The following is a 20,051-nucleotide window of genomic DNA, read 5'->3' as shown; positions in this document are numbered from 1 at the left end:
CGCCGCTGTCCGGGTACGGTTCCGGGCATGAGTAACCGGATTCGGGTCGGAGTCGTCTTCGGCGGCCGCAGCAACGAGCACGCCGTCTCGTGCGTCTCGGCGGGTTTCGTGCTGCGCAACCTGGACCCCGAACGATACGAGGCCGTGCCGGTCGGGATCACCCACGACGGGACCTGGGTGTTGAGCGGCTCCGACGCCGGAACGCTCGCCATCGCCGATCGCACGCTGCCCGCGGTCGACCGATCCGGTACCGAATTGGTGCTGGCGGCCGATCCGACCCGCGGCGGCAGTCTGCTGCCGCTGGACGGTTCCACGGGCGGGCCCGGCGCGCTCGAGGTGGTGTTCCCGGTGCTGCACGGCGCGTTCGGCGAGGACGGCACCGTGCAGGGTCTGCTGGAGATGGCGGGGCTGCCCTACGTCGGTCCCGGTGTGCTCGCCAGTGCCACCGGGATGGACAAGGAGTTCATGAAGAAACTCTTTGCCGCCGAGGGCATTCCGGTCGGCGATCACGTCGTGCTGCGGCCCGGCACGGCCACCGTGAGCGAGGCGGATCGCGAGCGCCTCGGGGTTCCGGTGTTCGTCAAGCCCGCTCGCGGCGGATCCTCCATCGGCATCACGAAGGTGGACGCCTGGGACCGGCTGGACGAGGCGATCGCCGCTGCGCGCCTGCACGATCCGAAGGTGATCGTCGAGGCCGCGATCATCGGGCGCGAAGTCGAGTGCGGCGTACTGGAATTCCCGGACGGTCGGGTGGAAGCCAGTGTGCCCGCCGAGATTCGGATGCCGGAGCTGAGTTCGGACGCCCCGGACTTCTACGACTTCGACACCAAATATCTCGACGACGTGTGCGAGTTCGACATTCCGGCGAAGTTGAACGACGATGTGGCCCTGCAGATCCGGGAGCTGGCGGTGGGGGCGTTCCGGGCGCTGGACTGCCAGGGGCTGGCCCGCGTCGACTTCTTCATCACCGAGCAGGGCCCGGTGATCAACGAGATCAACACCATGCCCGGGATGACCGCCATCTCGATGTACCCGCGGATGTGGGCGGCGACAGGCATCGACAACGGCGCGCTGGTCAGCACGTTGATCGAGACCGCACTCGCCCGCGGCACCGGCCTGCGCTGAATCCCCACCCGGCAGGTGTCGCCTCGGCCGAGCCCGACGTGCGGTTCGGTCCGGGTCGGTATCCTCGGGCTGGTGTTGTTCGCGATGACGATCCCGGGTCTGGTAGTGCTGATCACGGTCGTCGCCTGTGGTGACGTGCTGTATCGCCGGCTGACCGGCCGCACGGCGCTGCCGTGGATGCGCGGATCGGGCGGTCCGGGCGCCGCCGCCATCGGGCTGGAGGAGCTCGACGCGGTGTTCGGGGCGGCCAAGCGGATCGAATTCCAGCAGCGTCAGGTGGTGCTCATGCACCGGGAGAATCCGGGCGACGGTGCGCCCGGCGGCCTCGGCGTCGATCTGGGCACGGGCCGAGTCACCTTCCGCCGACCCGGCTGAGGATCAGTTCGGGATCGGCGCGGGATCGATCGGGCGGGCCGGCAGCACCTTGGCGACCGTATTCGAAATGTCCTGCAGCGGAGTCGGTCCGGCCTTGTCGGGCATGGTGACGGCGATGTAGGTGCCGCGGTCGACGACGTACCAGGTGCCCGAGGTGATTCCGCTGGCCGGATCACGCACCTCGAACCAGTTGACGCCGTTGATCACCTGCAGCGCAGCGGATTTGACGAATTCGGCCGGACGATCCAGGCCGCAGCGCAGGACGACCGGGTCGCCGCCGTCGGGCAGTTGCCAGCCCACGGTCGCGGGCGGTGCGGGCCGGGCCAGATCCGCCCGGGTGTAGTCGCCCAGGCTCGACGGCAGCGCCGGTAGCAGCGTGGTGCACGCCTGACCGGTGGCCTGCGGTTGCGGGACCGATCCCAGCGCGAGCGGCTCACGCGTCGGGTGCTGCCGGGCGAACACCGCGATGGCCAGGACCGCGACGATCATCGCGACCGGCAGTGCGACGGCGGTCGCGATGAGCGCCGGGGACCGCCGGGTGTCCTCGGGTTCGACGCTGTAGCGGTCCGCGTCCGGCCCTTCCGTTTCGCTGCTGCTCATCCCGGAGATCTTCTCCACTCGTCTCGGTACCGGATCCTGGCTGGTGGTCGTTGGTTTCGGGTCCGAGGGTAGCGTCGCGATAGTCCGTCGCCCCCGGCGCGGTTCGTGAAAGGAGACGGCCATCACTGATACCAGCCCGCGAACGGTGCGTGAACTGGGCGAGTTCGGGCTCATCGCGCGGATGAGCACCGGGCGCGCCCAGGTTCCGGCCGTCCTGCTCGGGCCCGGCGACGACGCCGCGGTGCTCGCCGCGCCGGACGGGCGATTCGTGGTCAGCACCGACATGCTGGTTCAGGACCGGCATTTCCGGCTGGACTGGTCGAGCCCGTGCGATATCGGGGCCAAGGCGATCGCGCAGAACGCCGCCGACGTGGTGGCGATGGGAGCCGCGCCGAGCGGCTTCGTGGTGTCCTTCGGTTGCCCGCCCGACACCCCGGTGGACTTCGTGGACGGATTCGTCGAGGGGATGTGGGCCGAGGCGGGCCGGGTGGGCGCCTCGATCGCCGGGGGTGACGTGGTGCGAGCACCGCTGCTGATCGTCTCGGTGACCGCGTTCGGTGATCCGCGCCGCACGCCGGTGCTGCTGTCCGGTGCACAGCCGGGTGACGTGGTCGCGGTCGCCGGACGGCTCGGCTGGTCGGCGGCCGGGCTGGCCGTGTTGAACGCCGGGCTCGATCCGGCCCGATTCCCCGGTGTGGTTGCCGCGCACCGGGTTCCGCAACCGCCGTATAGGGCCGTGCTGGACCTGCCGGACGACGCGGCGATCACCTCCCTGACCGATGTCTCCGACGGGCTGCTCGCCGATATCGGGCATATCGCCGAATCCTCGTGCGTCGCCATCGATCTCGACACCGCCGCGATTCGCGACGAGGAACTGGATCCGGTTGCGCGTGAACTCGGTGAGGATCCGTCGGACTGGATCCTCACCGGCGGTGAGGACCACGCCTTCGCGGCCACATTCGCTGCGGGACAGGTGCTTCCGGCAGGATGGACCCGGGTCGGACGGGTCGCGGACGGCGCCGGCGTCACCGTCGACGGCGTGCGCAGATCCGGACCGGGCGGTTGGGAATCCTTCTCGGAAGGTAGGTGAGCTGTCGTGGTGAATCGGGCCACACTAAGTTTGTCCGACATGGGTGCGAAACCACTGTCGGAGATCATCGATTCGGGCTGGGCCGAGGCATTGGAGCCGGTGGCCGACCGCATTACGGCCATGGGCGAATTCCTGCGCGCGGAGAACGAGGCCGGGCGCGGCTACCTGCCCAAGGGCGAGAACGTGCTGCGCGCGTTCCAGCGTCCACTGGACAAGGTGCGGGTGCTGATCGTCGGCCAGGATCCCTATCCGACGCCGGGACATGCGATGGGCCTGAGCTTTTCGGTCGCGCCCGATGTCTCGCCGGTGCCGCGCAGCCTGTCGAACATCTTTTCCGAGTACTCCCGGGATCTCGGTTTTCCGACGCCGTCGTGCGGTGATCTGTCGCCGTGGTCGGATCAGGGCGTGCTGATGCTCAACAGGGTGCTCACCGTCTCGCCCGGCCAGCCGGCCTCACATCGCGGCAAGGGCTGGGAAGCGGTCACCGAGCAGGCAATTCGTGCGCTCGTCGCGCGTGAGCAGCCGCTGGTGGCGATCCTGTGGGGCCGCGACGCGTCCACCCTCAAGCCGATGCTCGGCTCCGTGCCGTCCATCGAATCGGCCCATCCCTCACCATTGTCGGCCTCCCGAGGATTCTTCGGATCCCAGCCGTTCTCCCGAACCAATGAATTGCTCGGTACATTGGGGGCCGCCCCGGTCGACTGGCGCCTGCCTTGACCGGTGTTCGAACTCATCACAGTAGGAGCAGATGCATGCAGATCAAGTCCGTGCGCGGTGCCATCGTGACCGTGGCTGCCGGAGCCGCCATCATGGGGGCGCCGGTTGCGGCGCAGGCCAGGACCATTCCGTTGGAGCAGGTTCCGGCCGCGCCCGCGAACACCGAGCAGGCCGCGCCGGTGCTGGCGCTGTGGGATCCGCAGACGGGTTCCGCCTCGCTCTCGTCGAATGTGAACGCGTACGGTCTGTGCGCGGTCCAGAGCCTCAGCGCCAATGTGCAGTGCCTGGGCGGCGGTAGGTGATCGCTGGTCGGTAGTGCCGCGCCCGACGGTGTGAACCCGCCCTACCGGGCAGGGGTCGGATCGGTCGGGCGCAGCATCCGGACTTCGATACTGGGGGAGAAGCGCTCGGCTCGTCGGCCGCCGTCGAGTTCGAAACCGTATTTGCGATAGAAAGCCTGGGCGCGGGGATTCTCCTCGAACACCCACAGGGAGGTGTTCCTGCGGGCGTCCAGGACCTCGCGCATCAGATCGTGTGCGAGTCCGGTGCCGTACCAGGCGGCCCGGACGTACATCGCGTTCAATTCCCGCTCGGCCACCGCCGTGGGCTCGTCGATCGCGCGGATGCCGGTGAAGCCGACGACCACGGCGTCGACGAGGGCGACCAGGACCGCATCCGGGGCCCGGGTCGCGGCTCGGATACGTTCCCACTGCTCGGCTCGGCGGTCGACGTCGAAGGCGTCCAGGACATGGTCCGGGACCAGTCCTCGATACGCCTCACGCCAGCAGCCGATATGGCATTCGGCGAGGCCGAGGCAGTGTTCGGCGCGCAGGGGGGTGATGTGCCAGGGGCGGTCGGATGTCATCTCGGCACCTGTGTGTAAACGACGACACCCCGGATCACCCTCATCGGGTGCCGGGGCGTCGACGAACGGTTCGTGCAGCTCAGCCGCGAACGACCTTGCCCGCCTTCAGGCAGGAGGTGCAGACGTTCATGCGGCGGGTGTTGCCGGGTGCAACCTGCGCGCGAACGGTCTGGATGTTCGGGTTCCAGCGACGGTTGGTGCGCCGGTGCGAGTGCGAAACCGACTTACCGAAGCCGGGGCCCTTGGCGCAGACGTCGCAGACGGCAGCCATAGTCGCGAGCTCCTTCATGTCATGTACGGACCGCTGCCATTCGAGACAGCCGATCCGGAAACGTATCGTCCAATGCCTGCCGACGAGAGCGTCGGCGACGCGACCGATCGACGGGCGCGTGAGGCAACCGTGCAAGAGTAGCCGCCCGCGCCGAGCCATGTCCAATCGCCCCCGGTAGCCGGGTAACGCGGTGGCCGGTCAGCAGGATAGCCAGGCGGCCGACCGAAGATTCCCGCCGTGGCGGTGCGGTGTCGGTGGAGGTGATTACCCTTGCGGGGGGATCTGGGCGGTGGTTGCCGAGGTCGTGGTCACAGGTGGGAGCGGAAGGATGGTGACGGTGCCCGGGGTCCGGGAGGTGCTCGATGGATCAGCGATGGTCCGGTGGGGTCAGCTCTGCCTGTTGGGCTTGGAGCGTCACCGCGAGGAGATCAACGCGCTGAACGTTTTCCCGGTGGCCGACGCGGATACCGGGACCAACCTCCTGGCCACCATGCGCGCCGCCGTCACCGCCGCCGAGGATGCGCTGGCCGCTGCCGGATCGTGCGGTGGGACCGATCCCGACTCTGTCGACAGTGCTGCTGGTACGGACGGTGACACCGGGATCACCGATGGTGCGCGTCACGACGGGTCGGGTGGCGATGCGGCGACCAGGCGTGATGTGAGTAGCGGCGTCGGTGATGTGAGCGGCCACGATGTCCGGAGCGATTCGAGGCAGGGTCGTCCGACCGGCGCAGACGCAGGTGGGGTGCTTGCTGCGATGGCCCGTGCGGGGACGGCCGGGGCGAGGGGAAACTCCGGGATCATCTTGTCGCAGGTGCTGAGAGGGTTGGCGGAGGCCGTGCGCAGCGGGCCGTTGACCGCGCAGAACTTGCGTGCCGCGCTGCGGCGGGCGGCGGTGCTGGTGCGGGGGGCGTTGAGCAATCCGGTCGAAGGGACCATGCTCAGCGTGCTGGAGGCGGCGGCGGAGCGGGCGGCGGACTGTCCGGACACCGACTTGGCGGAGGTTGCTCGGGCGGCTGCCGACGGCGCGTGCAAGGCGCTGGGGGATACGCCCTCGCAGCTCGGGGTGCTGCGGGCGGCGGGGGTGGTGGATGCCGGGGCGCGCGGGCTGCTCGTGGTGCTGGATGCGTTGGTGGCGGTGAGTGCCGGACAGGCTCCGGTGCGGCAGGAGTACCGGTCGAGCGGTGTCTCCGAATCCACAGTGCGGCCGACCACTTCGGACGATGTTCCCGAATCCTCAGCGCAGCAGGAGCATCGGCCGGGCATGGTGGCCGACAAGTCCGGATCTCCAGTGCGGCACGAGCATTCGGTGACGGGTGATCCGACGGTTCCGCAGTACGAGGTGATGTACCTGCTGTCCGGGACGACCGTTTCACGCATCGACGAACTGCGTGAACATCTTGCGCTCCTGGGGGATTCGGTGGTCGTGGTCGGCGACGGCGGGGACGGCTGGTCGGCGCACGTGCATTGTGCGGATGCGGGCGCGGCCGTCGAGGCGGGGTTGGTCGCGGGCGCGCTGAGCCGGATTCGCATCGAGGGGCTGACGGTGAATCCGCTTGCTGCACAAGGCTCTACCGATCGCGGCATCCTCGCGGTCGCGGCGGGCGCGGGCGCGGCGCGGCTGTTCGAGGATTCCGGGGCGACCGTGCTGGACGGTGAGGTCACCGCGGAGGCGTTGTTGGCCGCGATACGACGCATGCCGCAACGCGAGGTGCTGGTCCTGCCCAACGGCGCACTGGCCGCACACGAACTGGTCGCGGTCGGTATGGCCGCTCGCAGCGGGGCCGGGGCCGTCCCGCGGGAGGTGCTGATGTTGCCGAGCGGGTCGATGGTGCAGGGCCTGGCGGCGCTGGCCGTGCACGACGGCGGGCGGATCGCCGTGGACGACGCGTTCGCCATGTCCGAGGCCGCCGCGGGCACCCGCTGGGGTGCGCTGCGAGTCGCCCCCGAGCGGGCGCTGACCATCGTGGGCACCTGCGACCGTGGCGACGGGCTCGGTCTGGTCGGCAACGATGTCGTCGTCATCGATCCCGATCCGCACGCCGCGGCCTGCACGCTGCTGGACCGGATGCTCGGCCTCGGTGGCGAGCTGGTCACCCTGCTGCTGGGCGCGGACGCATCCGACGAACTGGGCCGAGATCTGGCCGAACACATCACAGCGACATTTCCCGGGGTCGAGGTGGTCGCCTACCTCGGCGGCCAGTCCGTGGATCTGGTGCAGATCGGGGTGGAATAACCATGGCGACACTGCGGGACCGGCTCGATCACGTGCTCGGGGTGAAAGCGGCCGATTCCCTGGCCGACGCCTTCGACATGCAGACGGTCGAGGATCTGCTGCGGCACTATCCACTGCGCTACGCCACGCAGGGCCAGCCGCTGAGCGAGGAGGCCCCGGAGGAGGGCGCGCACCTGACCCTCGTCGGCGTGGTCACGAAAACCGAACTGCGGCCGATGAAGAACCGCCGCGGCCGGTTGTTGAAGGTCGAACTCGACGCCGGATCCGCGAAACCGGTGGAGATCACCTTCTTCAACGGCGACAAGGTGAGCTATCTGGTGAAACAGGGTGTGCGGGCGATGATGTCGGGCACCGTGCACTACTGGCGGCCGGACCGCTGGAATCTCTCGCACCCCTCGTACCTGATCCTGCCCGAGGCCGGGGAATCGGTGGAGAATCTCACCGCGGTGCGCGGCAGCGGCGATCTGCGCGGACTGGCGCAGAGCGCGAAAGGCGCCGAGGGCGTGGACGTGTCGTTCTTCGAGCGCGAATACATCCCGGTCTATCCGGCGACCGCGAAGGTGCAGAGCTGGGATGTCCTCGCCTGCGTGCGACAGGTGCTCGATCAGCTGGATCCGATCGATGATCCCCTGCCGCAGGAGCTTCGGGCCGATCGCGAACTGCTCGCGGTCTCGGACGCGCTGCGCCTGATCCACCTGCCCGAACGCAAGTCCGATATCGAACAGGCCAGGGAGCGTTTGCGTTTCGACGAGGCGCTGGCCCTGCAACTGGTCCTGGCCGAACGCAGGCACGATGCCGCGGGACGTGTCGCGAAGCCCTGCCCGCCCCGGACCGGCGGTATCGCAACGGAATTCGGCAAACGCCTGCCGTTCGAACTCACCGCGGGCCAGAAGCAGGTGATCTCGGAGATCTCGGAAGACCTGTCCAGCCCGCATCCGATGCACCGGCTGCTACAGGGGGAGGTCGGCTCCGGCAAGACCATCGTCGCCCTGCACGCGATGTTGCAGGTGGTCGATGCCGGACAGCAGTGCGCACTGCTCGCGCCCACCGAAGTGCTTGCCGCCCAGCATTATCGATCGCTGCGCGGGATGCTCGGCGAGCTCGGCACGGCCGGTGAGCTGGGCGCGGCCGACAACGCCACCAAGGTCGTGCTGATGACCGGCTCGATGTCCACCGGCGCGAAGAAGGCCGCGCTACTGGACGCGGTGACCGGCGAGGCCGGAATCGTCATCGGCACGCACGCGCTGATCCAGGACAACGTCGAATTCCTCGACCTGGGCATGGTGATCGTCGACGAACAGCACCGTTTCGGCGTGGAGCAGCGGGATGCGTTGCGCGCCAAGGCCAAGGACGGCATAAGCCCGCACCTGCTGGTGATGACCGCGACCCCGATCCCGCGCACGATCGCCATGACGACCCTGGGCGATCTGGAGACCTCGACGCTGACCGAACTGCCGCGTGGGCGCTCGCCGATCACCACCCGCGTGGTCCCGGCCCGAATGCATCCGAAATGGGTGGACCGGGCCTGGGAGCGGATCCGCGAGGAGGTCGGGCAGGGCCGTCAGGCATATGTGGTCTGCTCGCGCATCGGCGAGGAGGAGGACAAGCCGAAGGCCAAGGGGCGCAAGGCGAAACCGGAGGAGGAGAAGGAGGGGCCGACCACGCACGCGGCTCGCGACGTCTACGAGACGCTCTCGGCCGGTGCACTCGCCGGTCTGCGGGTCGGGCTGCTGCACGGGCGGCTGCCGAGCGATGAGAAGGACGCGGTCATGCGCGCGTTCAACGAGGCCGAGATCGATGTGCTGGTCTGCACCACCGTCGTCGAGGTCGGCGTGGACGTGCCCAACGCGACGGTCATGGTGATCGTGGACGCGGACCGCTTCGGAGTCAGCCAGCTGCATCAGTTGCGCGGTCGCGTCGGGCGCGGCAAACATCCCGGACTGTGCCTGCTGATCACCGAAACCTCCCCGATGGGTACCGCCATGGCTCGGCTCGAGGCGGTCGCGGGCACCCTGGACGGATTCGAATTGTCGGTGCTGGATCTGCGGCAACGCCGGGAGGGTGACGTGCTCGGCTCGGCCCAGTCCGGCACCGCGCGGTCGCTGCGCCTGCTGTCGCTGCTCGACGATCTCGAGGTGATCACCGCCGCACAGCACCTCGCCCGTGAGATCGTCGAATCGGACCCGGGGCTGAACCGTCATCCCGGTCTGGCGACGATGATGCGAGCGGCGGTCGACGGTGAACGCCTGGAGTACCTGGCCAAGTCGTGAACGCTCGCTCGGGTCGGTGTCGGTGCGTGCCGGTGCTGGATAGGGCGTCGGCACGTGTGGGCGCCGGATAGGAAGGACGGCGGATTCGGTGGTCGCGATCGATTTCGAGCGAATGCGCAGGGAGGCCGCGCCGCGGTGGTTCTCCCGCGTGCCGGTGTGGCAGGGGATCGGCGGGGTACCGCCGACGCTGCTCGTGCTGGCGGGCATCGTCAGTGTGCAGGTGGGCGCGGCCCTGGCCACCGAGTTGTTCGCCGCGACCGGCCCCGCCGGTGCGGTGAGTCTGCGACTGTTCTTCGCCGGGGTCGTGCTGCTGGTGTTCTGGCGTTCGTCGCTGCGGATCGAACGCCGGGTGCTGCCGGTCGTCCTCGGTTACGGCGCGGTGCTGGCGCTGATGAACCTGTCCTTCTACGAGGCCATCGACCGCATCCCGCTCGGTATGGCCGTCACGCTCGAATTCCTGGGACCGCTGGCGGTGGCCCTGGCAGGATCGCGCCGCTGGATCGATCCGGTGTGGGCGGTGCTGGCCGGCGCCGGGGTGCTGTTGCTGACCCGGGCGGCCCGGCAGGTGCCGTGGACGGGTGTGCTGCTCGCGCTGGGCGCGGCGGCCTGCTGGGCGGGCTACATCCTGCTCGGTGCGAAACTCGGTGAGAAGACCAGCGGCGGTGGCGGATTGGCGTTGGCGATGGCGTTCGGCGGGGTGCTGATGGCGCCGATCGGCATCGCGGGCGCGGGCACGTCGCTACTGCATCCGTCGGTGCTGGCGGCCGGTTTCGGAGTCGCGATGCTGTCCTCGGTGCTGCCGTATTCGGTGGAGCTCGAGGCATTGCGCCGGATTCCGCCCAGGGTGTTCGGGGTGCTGATGAGCCTGGAACCCGCCGTGGCGGCGGTGGCCGGGCTGCTCGTGCTCGGCCAGCGAATGAACCTGATGCAGTGGGCGGGGATCGCGTGTGTGGTCGCCGCGTCGGCCGGCGCCACCCGCACCGGCCGGGCCGAACTCTAGGGACAGCTGGCCGCTAGCGCACCGCGCGCGGGTACGGCAGGTCGACCGATGTCGTCTCGGTGACGGCCAGCGGCCGTCCGATCTGCGGGAACGCCCGCTGCGGGCAGGAGGAGCGCTCGCAGACCTTGCAGCCCGCGCCGATGGGAACCGCGGCGGATGGGTCGTCGAGTTGCAGGCCGCTGGAGTACACCAGGCGGTCGGCGTATTCGATATCGCATCCCAGCCCGATCGCGAATTCCTTGGTGGCCGAGCTGAATCCGCGCGTCGCCGGGTTGGTGGTGCGGGCCACCCACAGGTAGCGACGCCCGTCGGGCATGGCGGCGACCTGGGTCAGGACCCGGCCGGGATTCGCGAACGCCTCGTGCACGACCCACAGCGGGCAGCTGCCGCCGACGCGGGAGAAGTGGAATGCGGTCGCGGACTGACGTTTGGAGATGTTCCCGGCGCGGTCGGTGCGCACGAAGAAGAAGGGCACGCCGCGTTGTCCCTGCCGTTGTAGCGTGCTCAGCCGATGACAGACGGTTTCGAAGCCCACCTCGAAGCGCAGTCCGAGGAGATCGATGTCATAGCGCAACTCCTCGGCGGAGCGCAGAAATTTCCCGTACGGCAGTACCAGTGCGCCCGCGAAGTAGTTGGCCAGCCCGACGCGGGCCAGGGCGCGCGATTCGCCGGTCAGCGAGGGCGTTCCGGCGATCACCTCGTCCAGTAGCGGCCCGTACAGCAGGAATGCCAGGGTGGTGGCGATCTGGAAGGCGCGCTGTCCCGGACGCAGCCGTCGCGCCAGGGTGAGGGTGCGGCTCTCCGGATCGTAGTGCCGTTTGGGAATGGTCGGATCGGCTCCGTCGCCGCGCACCAGCACGGTCACCCGCGCGCGCTCCTCCGCGACCCGGGCCAGCTGGCGGTCCAGTGACCCGATCGTCAGGCCGGACTCCTCGAACAGTTGCTCGGCGGCCAGATCCAGCTGGGCGATGTGATTGTGGTGGTCGTAGAAGAAATCGCGCACGTCCTCGTACGGCATCGGCACACCGGGCGCACCGGTCGGGGTGGCGACCTTGGAGGAGAGCAGATCCAGCTGATCGGTGGCCGCGCGCAGGCGGCGGTGCATGGCGACGATGGTCTTGGCGACTTCGGGCAGGCGGGTGGCCAGATCCTCGACCTCGGCGGCGGGCGGTGCGGTGCCGCCCGCCGCCTCGACCAGAACCTCGTGCAGATCCGAGACCAGACGCGCGTCGGAGTCGGCGGCGAAGAACTGCACATCCAGATCGAATGTCGAATTCAGTTTCAGCAGAACAGGAATGGTGAGTGGCCGCTGATCCCGCTCGAGCTGGTTGAGATAGCTGGGCGAGAGCTCGAGGGACTTTGCCAGGGCGGCCTGCGTCATCCGCCGTTCCTCGCGCAATCGCCGTAGTCGGGCACCCGCATACATCTTGCGCACGTGCAAGAGGGTACCCGTGGAGATTCGCAATCATTGCAATATCTTCGGCCACGTCTGCGGACAATCTCCCGTGCCCGCTGTTTCGGTCGATATTACTGATGCGTAGTGTGCGAATTTGTCGTGGTCGTCCAGGTTCGGGACGGCAATTGCCGACCGCTGTTCGCCCCGGGATGCCGAGCCGTTCATCGAAGGTAACCGATGGTGAGCCGTGTCGCCGGTATCTCCGATCGGTCGCGACCGATCGGTTCGTGTTGTTCGAACGCGTCCCCGATGACGCCGGAGTCCGCATTCGGTCGATGCACAGTGACATGTCGCGGCGATGTCGGGCCGCGCACCGGTCGCGGGGGCACTCGGTGAGTGTTCGGTCGAACCCGTTACAGTTTGCGTCGACCTGTATCCGGACAGGTACCTTTATCGGATGTTCTCCAAAGTGCTCGTCGCCAACCGCGGGGAAATCGCCATTCGTGCGTTCCGCGCCGCCTACGAACTCGGCGTCGGGACCGTCGCGGTGTTCCCCTACGAGGACCGCAACTCGGTACACCGCCTCAAGGCCGACGAGGCTTACCAGATCGGCGTGCCCGGCCATCCGGTCCGGGCCTACCTGTCGATCCCGGAAATCATCAAGGCCGCCAGGACGGCCGGCGCCGATGCGATCTATCCGGGATACGGATTTCTGTCGGAGAACCCCGATTTGGCCGCGGCCTGCGCCAGGGAGGGCATCACCTTCATCGGTCCCTCGTCCGAGGTACTCGAACTGACCGGTAACAAGGCGCGCGCCATCGCCGCCGCACGGGCGGCCGGACTGCCGGTGCTCAGCTCGAGTGAGCCGTCGGCCGATGTGTCCGAACTGCTGGTCGCCGCGGAGTCGATGGAATTCCCGGTCTTCGTCAAAGCCGTCGCGGGTGGTGGCGGTCGCGGTATGCGACGGGTCGCGGATCGCGCTCAGTTGCGCGAATCCATCGAGGCCGCGATGCGTGAGGCCGAATCGGCCTTCGGCGATGCGACGGTCTTCCTCGAGCAGGCGGTGATCAATCCGCGCCATATCGAGGTGCAGATCCTGGCCGACGGCAGCGGCAACGTGATCCACCTGTTCGAGCGCGACTGTTCGCTGCAGCGGCGGCATCAGAAGGTCATCGAACTCGCGCCCGCGCCGAATCTGGATCCCGCACTGCGCGAACGTATTTGCGCCGACGCCGTGGCCTTCGCCCGGCAGATCGGTTACAGCTGCGCGGGCACCGTGGAATTCCTGCTGGACGAGCGCGGCAACCATGTGTTCATCGAGATGAATCCCCGTATCCAGGTGGAACATACGGTCACCGAGGAGATCACCGATGTCGACCTGGTCCAGTCGCAGCTGCGCATCGCGGCGGGGGAGACGCTGGAATCGTTGGGGCTGAGCCAGGATTCGATCAGCATTCACGGTGCGGCGCTGCAGTGCCGGATCACCACCGAGGATCCGGCCAACGGATTCCGGCCCGACACCGGCCGGATCACCGCGTACCGCAGTCCCGGCGGCAGCGGCATCCGCCTGGACGGCGGAGCCAACCTGGGTGCCGAGGTCGCCGCGCACTTCGACTCGATGCTGGTCAAACTCACCTGTCGCGGAAGGGATTTCGCCACGGCAGTGGCGCGTGCGCGACGGGCGGTGGCCGAATTCCGGATTCGCGGCGTGGCCACGAACATTCCGTTCCTGCAGGCGGTTCTGGACGATCCGGATTTCCGGGCCGGGCGGATCACCACCTCGTTCATCGACGAGCGGCCGCATCTGTTGACTCAGCGCGGCTCCGCGGACCGCGGCACCAAGATCCTGAACTATCTGGCCGACATCACCGTCAACAAGCCGCACGGTGAACGACCCACCGCGGTCTACCCGCAGGACAAACTGCCCGCGCTGGATCTGACCGTGCCGCCGCCGGACGGTTCGCGGCAGCGGCTGTTGCAGCTGGGCCCGGAAGGTTTCGCGCAGTCGCTGCGGCAGCAGAGCGCAATCGCGGTGACCGACACCACCTTCCGCGATGCGCATCAGTCGCTGCTGGCCACTCGCGTGCGCACCAACAGTCTGTTGCAGGTCGCCGGGCACGTGGCGCGGATGACGCCGGAGCTGTTGTCGATCGAGTGCTGGGGCGGGGCGACGTACGACGTGGCGCTGCGATTCCTGCACGAGGATCCGTGGGAGCGGCTGGCGGCGTTGCGGGAGGCGGTGCCGAACATCAACCTGCAGATGCTGCTGCGGGGCCGTAATACGGTGGGGTACACGCCGTATCCGGAGCAGGTCACGCGCACCTTCGTGTCCGAGGCCGCGGCGACCGGTATCGATATCTTCCGGATCTTCGACGCGCTGAACAATGTGGATCAGATGCGTCCGGCGATCGATGCGGTGCGCGAGACCGGGACCACGATCGCGGAAGTGGCGTTGTCCTACACCGGGGATCTGTCGGATCCGGGCGAGGATCTGTACACCCTGGACTACTACCTGAAACTGGCCGAGCAGATCGTCGAGGCCGGCGCGCACATCATCGCGATCAAGGACATGGCCGGTTTGCTGCGCGCACCCGCGGCGCACACCCTGGTCACGGCGTTGCGGAGCAACTTCGATCTGCCGGTGCACGTGCACACGCACGACACTCCGGGCGGGCAGTTGGCGACATATCTGGCCGCGTGGCAGGCCGGGGCCGATGCGGTGGATGGCGCAAGTGCGCCGATGGCCGGTACGACCTCGCAGCCCGCGCTGTCGGCAATCGTTGCCGCAGCGGCGAATTCGGCGTACGACAGCGGGATCAACCTGCAGCACGTCTGCGATCTGGAGCCGTACTGGGAGGCGTTGCGAAAGGGCTACGCGCCCTTCGAATCCGGACTGCCCAGTCCCACCGGGCGCGTCTACGAGCACGAGATCCCGGGTGGTCAGCTGTCGAATCTGCGGCAGCAGGCCATCGCGCTGGGCCTGGGCGATCGGTTCGAGGAGGTGGAGGCGAAATACGCTGCGGCGGACCGACTCCTGGGCCGTCTGGTGAAGGTGACCCCGTCCTCGAAGGTGGTCGGTGATCTGGCGCTGTCGCTGGTCGGATCCGGGGTGACGGTCGACGACTTCGCCGGCGATCCGGGCCGCTACGACATTCCCGATTCGGTGATCGGTTTCCTGCGTGGGGAACTCGGCACGCCGGCGGGCGGCTGGCCCGAACCGTTCCGCAGTCGGGCGCTGGCCGGGCGCGGTGCGGCCAAACCCGAGACCGAGCTCACCGCGCAGGACGAGGCCGGGCTGAACGGTGATTCGACCCTGCGTCGAGAGACGTTGAACCGCCTGCTGTTTCCCGGCCCCACGAGCGAATTCCTGGCCCACCGCGAGAAATTCGGCGACACTTCCGGCCTCTCGACGAACCAGTACTTCTACGGTCTGCGGCACGGCGAGGAGCATCGCGTCCAGCTGGAGAAGGGCGTCACGCTGCTGATCGGCCTCGAGGCGATCTCCGAACCCGACGAGCGCGGTATGCGCACGGTGATGTGCATCCTGAACGGCCAGCTGCGGCCGGTCCTGGTGCGCGACCGTTCGATCGCCAGCGAGATTCCCGCCGCGGAGAAGGCCGACAAGTCCGATCCCGGCCACATCGCCGCACCCTTCGCCGGTGTGGTCACCCTGGTCGTCGCCGAGGGCGACACGATCGCCGCGGGTGACACCATCGGCACGATCGAGGCGATGAAGATGGAAGCCGCCATCACCGCGCCTCGCGCGGGCACCGTCGCCCGGGTCGCCATCGGCCGGGTGCAGCAGGTGGAGGGCGGCGATCTGCTGGTGAACGTCCGCGTGAACGAGACCGCCGCCGAGTGAACCGGCGTCGGCGGAAATCCGGGGCCGACCGGTGAGGTGCACCGGTCGTGATTCGCGAGATCTCCTGGGCGGGAGCGTATCCCGATGACACGGATCGTGGCCGGAGTCGCGGGCGGGCGGCGGTTGCGGGTGCCGCCCGCCGGGACCCGGCCGACTTCGGATCGGGTGCGTGAAGCGCTGTTCAGCATGTTGTGTGCCCGAATGGATTTCGACGGCATTCGGGTGCTCGACCTGTATGCCGGTTCGGGGGCGCTCGGACTGGAGGCGTTGTCCCGCGGCGCATCTCACGCGCTGCTGGTCGAATCCGATCGCAAGGCGGCGGCTGTGGTCCGCGGCAATATCGCCGATCTGGGTCTGCCCGGCGGTGAATTGCGGATCGGCACAGTATCTTCCGTACTGGCCACACCTCCGGCCGGACCGTACGACCTGGTGCTGTCCGATCCGCCCTACGCCCTGGAGGGCACCCGGATCACCGACGACCTGACCGCCCTCGTCGCCAACGGCTGGCTCCACACCGACGCTCTCGTCGTCGTCGAACGCGCTACCCGTTCACCCGAAACCGCCTGGCCCACCGGATTTTCCCCACATCGTGTCCGCCGGTATGGCGAAACTCGCATCGAATCGGCCGACTACGAACCCTGAATGCAACCGAATCAGCGCAGGGATTCGGCGGCGGCCTCGGCTATGGCGGTGGCGACGGAGGTCAGCGCGGGGGAGTCCAGTCGCCATTGCTGCCAATACAGCGCGACATCGATGTGCAGCGATTCGTCGATGGTGACCAGCGACTTCGCGTAGCCGTGCATGTCGATCTGGAGGTCGGGGAGCAGTCCCCAGCCCAGGCCGAGGCGGACGGCTTCGGCGTAGCCGGAGGTGGCGGGGATGTAGTGCCGGGGCGGGTCGACAGGGCGACGGGTGCGGCGGCGGATCAGGCGGTCCTGCAGATCGTCGTTGCGGTCGAACACGATCACCGGGGCCGTGCCGAAGGCGCGTGCGGTCGCGCCGTCGGCGAACCAGGTGCGGGCGAACTCCGGGGTGGCCATGGGGCGGTAGCGCATCGCGCCGAGTCGGCGCACTCGGCAGCCCTGCACGGGCTGGGCGGTGGCGGTGATGGCGGCCATGACGGTGCCGTTGCGCAGCAGGCGGGTGGTGTGTTCCTCGTCCTCACGGTGGATTTCGAAGCAGACCCCGGACGGTGCGCCGGACAGCGCGGGCATCACCCAGGTCTCGAGGGAGTCCGCGTTGACCGCGATCGGCAGCCGGACGCGCCGGTCGGCCTCGGGTCCGGCCTCGCCGTATTCGCTTGCGGCAGAGCCGAGTTCGCGGGCGGTATCGCCGGTCAGCAACTCGATCTGCCGGGCCAGGCGAAGCACCGCGAGCCCGGATTCGGTGGGGCGCACGGGTTTCGTGCGCTGTAGCAGGATGCGCCCGACCGCCCGCTCGAGCGCCTTGATGCGCTGACTGATCGCCGACGGGGTGACGCGCAGCCGCCGCGCGGCCGCCTCGAAGGTCCCCTCGGCGACGGCCGCGTCCAGGGCCCGGAGCTGATCCAGCTGCAGATCCATATCAAGAAATTGTAATGATCGGTGAAAAACATTAGCTGGTCTGGCCATTGTGCCGCACTTAGCGTGGAGCCGGTGAATACGTCGTCGGCCGTGCAGGCCGCCCTGTCGGGCCTGGGTTTCGGACTCTCGTTGATCGTGGTGATCGGCGCGCAGAACACCTTCGTACTTCGTCAGGGCATCCGTCGCGAGCACGTGCTGGCCGTGGTGGCGGTCTGTGCGGTCTCGGATGTGGTGCTGATCGCGGCGGGCGTGGCCGGGTTCGGCGCGGTCATCCGGTCGGCCCCCACGGTGCTGGTCATGGCGCGGTATGCCGGGGCGGCATTCCTGATCGGCTACGGGATCATGGCGGCGCGGCGGGCGTTGTCGCCGGGCGCGATCACCGGGGAACCGTCCGGGGCCTCGGTGGCACTGGGCGCGACGCTGCTCACCTGCCTCGGAATGACCTGGCTCAATCCGAACGTCTACCTCGACACGGTGGTCCTGCTGGGTTCGTTCGCCAGCACCTACGCGGGCGCGTACCGATGGTTCCTGGCCGCAGGCGCGATGCTCGGCAGTATCCTGTGGTTCACCGGCCTCGGCTTCGGCGCCCGCCTGCTGGGCCCGCTGTTCGCTCGCCGAACCGCCTGGCGCGCACTGGATTCGGTGATCGCCCTGATCATGTTCACCTTCGGGGCCGTGCTCGTGCTACAGCATTGATCAGGACGGTGATCGGTGTCGCGCCGCCGACTCGCGTGTCAGTGCGCGGCCTCGGTGAAGCCCAGCAGCTGATCCAGTGGCCAGGTGTTGATGATGCGTTTCGCATTCACGCCGTTGGCCAGCGCCCGCGCGCAGCCGTAACCCTGCCAATCCAGCTGACCCGGCGCATGGGCGTCGGTGTCGATGGAGAAAAGGCACCCCATCTCGACGGCCAGCCGGATCAGCCGTCCGGGCGGATCGCGACGTTCGGGGCGGCTGTTGATCTCCACGGCCGTCCCGAAACGTCGGCACGCCTCGAAGACGAGTTCGGCATCGAACTCCGATTCGGGCCGGACGCCGCGCTCACCCTCCACCAGCCGCCCGGTGCAGTGTCCGAGGACGTCCACATCCGGATTCGCGACCGCGGTGACCATGCGCCGGGTCATGGTTTCGCTGTCCGCCCGCAGCTGCGAATGCACGCTCGCCACGACGATATCGAGTTCCGCGAGCAGATCCGCGCGCTGATCGAGCGAACCGTCGTCGAGAATGTCGACCTCGATGGCGGTCAGGATCCGGAACGGCGCCAGCTGCTCGTTCAGTTCGGCGACCACGTCGAGCTGACGGCGCAGCCGCTCGGCCGACAGTCCGTTGGCGACCCGCAGCCGCGGCGAATGATCGGTCAGCGCACAGTATTCGTGCCCCAGCGCCATCGCCGTCCGCATCATCTCCTCGACCGGACTGCCACCATCGGACCAATCCGAATGCGTATGCAGATCCCCGCGCAACAACCTCCGCAACTCCGCACCCTCCGGCGCGATCGGCCTTGCCTCCGAACGCAATTCGACCAACTTCGCAGGCACTTCCCCGGCGCACACCTGCGCGATCACGGCAGCGGTCTTCGGCCCGATCCCCGAAATATCCTGCCACTTACCGCCTTTCCGGAACCGCTCGAACTCCTCATCCGACAGCTCCGCAACCGCATCCGCAGCCCGCCGATACGCCTTGACCCGATGAGTCTGCGCCCGCCCACGCTCCATCCAGAACGCGATCTCTCGAAGCGCCCCTTGCGCTTTCAACGCCAAGGGCAACTGATCCGGCGAGGACATGGATAACTCCTGGGGTACGACCGAAACTCGGGCACGTTCTCAAAGGTGACTCGGCATCGCAAGTCTCGCGGCACAGACTGTCCCGCTACCCAAGGCAACAACTGATGTCGTGAGCACATGGGTAACTCCATGTACTCGCATAGAGCTAGCTTGTGGTTGGTGTCGTTGTCAAGGGTGGCCAGTATCGAACGTTGTTGGTTCGTCCAGTCTCTGAGCGGCGGGAACGCCGAAGCAGCATCCGGCATATTTTGTGATAGATGTCACTCGCGTTGGCGAGTGTGGGTGTCGTTGGCTGACGTCAGCCATTAAATGGCGGATTAAATGGCAACCAGGGACGACTGGACGGCAACCCGCGCGCCATGGATGGCTGGCCGCCGCTGATTCCGGCTACGGCTGTTTTGGAACTGTACGTCTACAACACTCGGCATCAGAACCGGGCCACCAGTCGAGTCGCCCGACCGCGCCGCGTTGATCACGCGACAGCGGATGAAGAACCGCTGTCGCAGGTTCGCGCTCTCGGCGGGGCACTGTGAACATGGGAACGGGTCTGACCTGCGATTTCCGATAGGGCAGTTGGTAATTGAAGCCGATTACCAGCTATGAAGGGTGCCGTGTACCGCTGGTGTACCCCGAGGCTGGGTGTCCACTTTTACGTAGCCGTGTAGTTGGCTTGGCTGTCTCCGGTCGCGTGTGATTGGCCCGTCCCCAGTGAATGAGACCGCTTGGTATTAGAGTCCTGTTGGCCCTGGTAGGGGCTGGAAGGGACGATGAGGGTATGGCTGGTCGGAAGCGGCATTCCGCGGAGGACATCGTGCGCAAGCTGCGCCGCGCGGACGAGTTGGCTGCTGAAGGCAGGACCGGCGAACAGATCGCCGCGGAGCTGGAGGTGTCGGCGGCGACG

General features: G+C 68.0%; 17 protein-coding genes. 11 read left to right on the top strand and 6 right to left on the bottom strand.

The genetic code is table 11. From position 1 onward, the window contains the following. Nucleotides 1-27 precede the first annotated feature (27 nt). Together ON40_RS23980 and ON40_RS23975 are read left to right on the top strand one after the other, a co-directional pair. Nucleotides 28-1,125: a D-alanine--D-alanine ligase family protein gene (locus tag ON40_RS23980; RefSeq protein ID WP_040826332.1), complete on the top strand. Its 1,098-nt coding sequence runs from the start codon at nt 28-30 to the stop codon at nt 1,123-1,125. Between the two features lie 72 nt (nt 1,126-1,197). Then, nucleotides 1,198-1,500, top strand: a complete 303-nt coding sequence (locus tag ON40_RS23975) for a DUF6191 domain-containing protein (RefSeq protein WP_245567985.1) — start codon at nt 1,198-1,200, stop codon at nt 1,498-1,500. Nucleotides 1,501-1,503: 3 nt separating this feature from the next. Here ON40_RS23975 and ON40_RS23970 read toward each other — a convergent pair whose 3' ends face one another. Next, nucleotides 1,504-2,100 carry a DUF3515 domain-containing protein gene (locus ON40_RS23970; protein WP_040826660.1) on the bottom strand — a complete coding sequence of 199 codons (597 nt, stop codon included), beginning with the start codon at nt 2,098-2,100 and terminating at the stop codon, nt 1,504-1,506. Between the two features lie 121 nt (nt 2,101-2,221). On the opposite strand from ON40_RS23970, the gene ON40_RS23965 reads away from it, so the two are divergent. The 3 genes from ON40_RS23965 to ON40_RS23955 are packed head-to-tail and all read left to right on the top strand — an operon-like array spanning nt 2,222 to nt 4,209. Beyond that, on the top strand, nt 2,222-3,190 hold the full coding sequence (locus tag ON40_RS23965; RefSeq protein ID WP_040826331.1) for a thiamine-phosphate kinase: 969 nt from the start codon (nt 2,222-2,224) through the stop codon (nt 3,188-3,190). A gap of 39 nt (nt 3,191-3,229) precedes the next feature. Further along, nucleotides 3,230-3,907, top strand: coding sequence for a uracil-DNA glycosylase (locus ON40_RS23960; RefSeq protein WP_040826330.1), 678 nt, complete (start codon nt 3,230-3,232; stop codon nt 3,905-3,907). A 35-nt stretch (nt 3,908-3,942) separates the two neighbouring features. Then, nucleotides 3,943-4,209 carry a hypothetical protein gene (locus ON40_RS23955; RefSeq protein ID WP_040826328.1) on the top strand — a complete coding sequence of 89 codons (267 nt, stop codon included), beginning with the start codon at nt 3,943-3,945 and terminating at the stop codon, nt 4,207-4,209. A gap of 41 nt (nt 4,210-4,250) precedes the next feature. On the opposite strand, the gene ON40_RS23950 is transcribed toward ON40_RS23955, so the two are convergent. Then, nucleotides 4,251-4,772, bottom strand: coding sequence for a GNAT family N-acetyltransferase (locus ON40_RS23950; protein WP_040826326.1), 522 nt, complete (start codon nt 4,770-4,772; stop codon nt 4,251-4,253). A 79-nt stretch (nt 4,773-4,851) separates the two neighbouring features. Beyond that, nucleotides 4,852-5,043, bottom strand: a complete 192-nt coding sequence (gene rpmB, locus ON40_RS23945; RefSeq protein ID WP_011210730.1) for a 50S ribosomal protein L28 — start codon at nt 5,041-5,043, stop codon at nt 4,852-4,854. A gap of 328 nt (nt 5,044-5,371) precedes the next feature. Here rpmB and ON40_RS23940 point away from each other — a divergent pair, with 328 nt between their 5' ends. The 3 genes from ON40_RS23940 to ON40_RS23930 all read left to right on the top strand — a co-directional run bounded on the left by ON40_RS23940 (nt 5,372) and on the right by ON40_RS23930 (nt 10,549). Then, the gene (locus tag ON40_RS23940; protein ID WP_040826325.1) at nt 5,372-7,279 is read left to right on the top strand and encodes a DAK2 domain-containing protein; all 1,908 of its coding nucleotides are present in this window, start codon (nt 5,372-5,374) and stop codon (nt 7,277-7,279) included. Nucleotides 7,280-7,281: 2 nt separating this feature from the next. Beyond that, nucleotides 7,282-9,549, top strand: coding sequence for an ATP-dependent DNA helicase RecG (gene recG, locus ON40_RS23935; RefSeq protein WP_040826324.1), 2,268 nt, complete (start codon nt 7,282-7,284; stop codon nt 9,547-9,549). An 88-nt stretch (nt 9,550-9,637) separates the two neighbouring features. Next, nucleotides 9,638-10,549, top strand: a complete 912-nt coding sequence (locus tag ON40_RS23930) for an EamA family transporter (protein ID WP_040826323.1) — start codon at nt 9,638-9,640, stop codon at nt 10,547-10,549. Between the two features lie 13 nt (nt 10,550-10,562). On the opposite strand, the gene ON40_RS23925 is transcribed toward ON40_RS23930, so the two are convergent. Continuing rightward, complete coding sequence (locus tag ON40_RS23925; RefSeq protein WP_040826659.1) at nt 10,563-11,984, bottom strand: short-chain fatty acyl-CoA regulator family protein; 1,422 nt, start codon at nt 11,982-11,984, stop codon at nt 10,563-10,565. Nucleotides 11,985-12,402: 418 nt separating this feature from the next. On the opposite strand from ON40_RS23925, the gene ON40_RS23920 reads away from it, so the two are divergent. Both ON40_RS23920 and rsmD read left to right on the top strand, forming a co-directional pair. Continuing rightward, nucleotides 12,403-15,807: a pyruvate carboxylase gene (locus ON40_RS23920; protein ID WP_040826321.1), complete on the top strand. Its 3,405-nt coding sequence runs from the start codon at nt 12,403-12,405 to the stop codon at nt 15,805-15,807. Between the two features lie 84 nt (nt 15,808-15,891). Continuing rightward, nucleotides 15,892-16,449 carry a 16S rRNA (guanine(966)-N(2))-methyltransferase RsmD gene (rsmD, locus tag ON40_RS23915; protein ID WP_040826319.1) on the top strand — a complete coding sequence of 186 codons (558 nt, stop codon included), beginning with the start codon at nt 15,892-15,894 and terminating at the stop codon, nt 16,447-16,449. A gap of 11 nt (nt 16,450-16,460) precedes the next feature. On the opposite strand, the gene ON40_RS23910 is transcribed toward rsmD, so the two are convergent. Further along, complete coding sequence (locus ON40_RS23910) at nt 16,461-17,369, bottom strand: LysR family transcriptional regulator ArgP (protein ID WP_040826318.1); 909 nt, start codon at nt 17,367-17,369, stop codon at nt 16,461-16,463. 72 nt (nt 17,370-17,441) lie between these two features. On the opposite strand from ON40_RS23910, the gene ON40_RS23905 reads away from it, so the two are divergent. Beyond that, nucleotides 17,442-18,065 (top strand): LysE/ArgO family amino acid transporter, encoded by a 624-nt coding sequence (locus ON40_RS23905; RefSeq protein ID WP_040826657.1) that lies wholly within the window; start codon nt 17,442-17,444, stop codon nt 18,063-18,065. Nucleotides 18,066-18,103: 38 nt separating this feature from the next. On the opposite strand, the gene ON40_RS23900 is transcribed toward ON40_RS23905, so the two are convergent. Further along, complete coding sequence (locus tag ON40_RS23900; protein ID WP_051193470.1) at nt 18,104-19,150, bottom strand: PHP domain-containing protein; 1,047 nt, start codon at nt 19,148-19,150, stop codon at nt 18,104-18,106. Nucleotides 19,151-20,051: the final 901 nt, after the last annotated feature.

Source organism: Nocardia jiangxiensis NBRC 101359 (assembly GCF_000308615.1).
In the GTDB taxonomy this organism is placed as follows: domain Bacteria; phylum Actinomycetota; class Actinomycetes; order Mycobacteriales; family Mycobacteriaceae; genus Nocardia; species Nocardia jiangxiensis.
This window is presented reverse-complemented; position numbering and strand designations above follow the sequence as displayed.

Bases quoted from the DNA above. Each gene is read 5' to 3' on its own strand.
- ON40_RS23980 (WP_040826332.1), top strand. From the start codon at position 28: ATGAGTAACCGGATTCGGGTCGGAGTCGTCTTCGGCGGCCGCAGCAAC.
- ON40_RS23970 (WP_040826660.1), bottom strand. From the start codon at position 2,100: ATGAGCAGCAGCGAAACGGAAGGGCCGGACGCGGACCGCTACAGCGTC.
- ON40_RS23960 (WP_040826330.1), top strand. From the start codon at position 3,230: ATGGGTGCGAAACCACTGTCGGAGATCATCGATTCGGGCTGGGCCGAG.
- ON40_RS23955 (WP_040826328.1), top strand. From the start codon at position 3,943: ATGCAGATCAAGTCCGTGCGCGGTGCCATCGTGACCGTGGCTGCCGGA.
- ON40_RS23950 (WP_040826326.1), bottom strand. From the start codon at position 4,772: ATGACATCCGACCGCCCCTGGCACATCACCCCCCTGCGCGCCGAACAC.
- rpmB (WP_011210730.1), bottom strand. From the start codon at position 5,043: ATGGCTGCCGTCTGCGACGTCTGCGCCAAGGGCCCCGGCTTCGGTAAG.
- ON40_RS23940 (WP_040826325.1), top strand. From the start codon at position 5,372: ATGGTGACGGTGCCCGGGGTCCGGGAGGTGCTCGATGGATCAGCGATG.
- recG (WP_040826324.1), top strand. From the start codon at position 7,282: ATGGCGACACTGCGGGACCGGCTCGATCACGTGCTCGGGGTGAAAGCG.
- ON40_RS23920 (WP_040826321.1), top strand. From the start codon at position 12,403: ATGTTCTCCAAAGTGCTCGTCGCCAACCGCGGGGAAATCGCCATTCGT.
- rsmD (WP_040826319.1), top strand. From the start codon at position 15,892: ATGACACGGATCGTGGCCGGAGTCGCGGGCGGGCGGCGGTTGCGGGTG.
- ON40_RS23910 (WP_040826318.1), bottom strand. From the start codon at position 17,369: ATGGATCTGCAGCTGGATCAGCTCCGGGCCCTGGACGCGGCCGTCGCC.
- ON40_RS23900 (WP_051193470.1), bottom strand. From the start codon at position 19,150: ATGTCCTCGCCGGATCAGTTGCCCTTGGCGTTGAAAGCGCAAGGGGCG.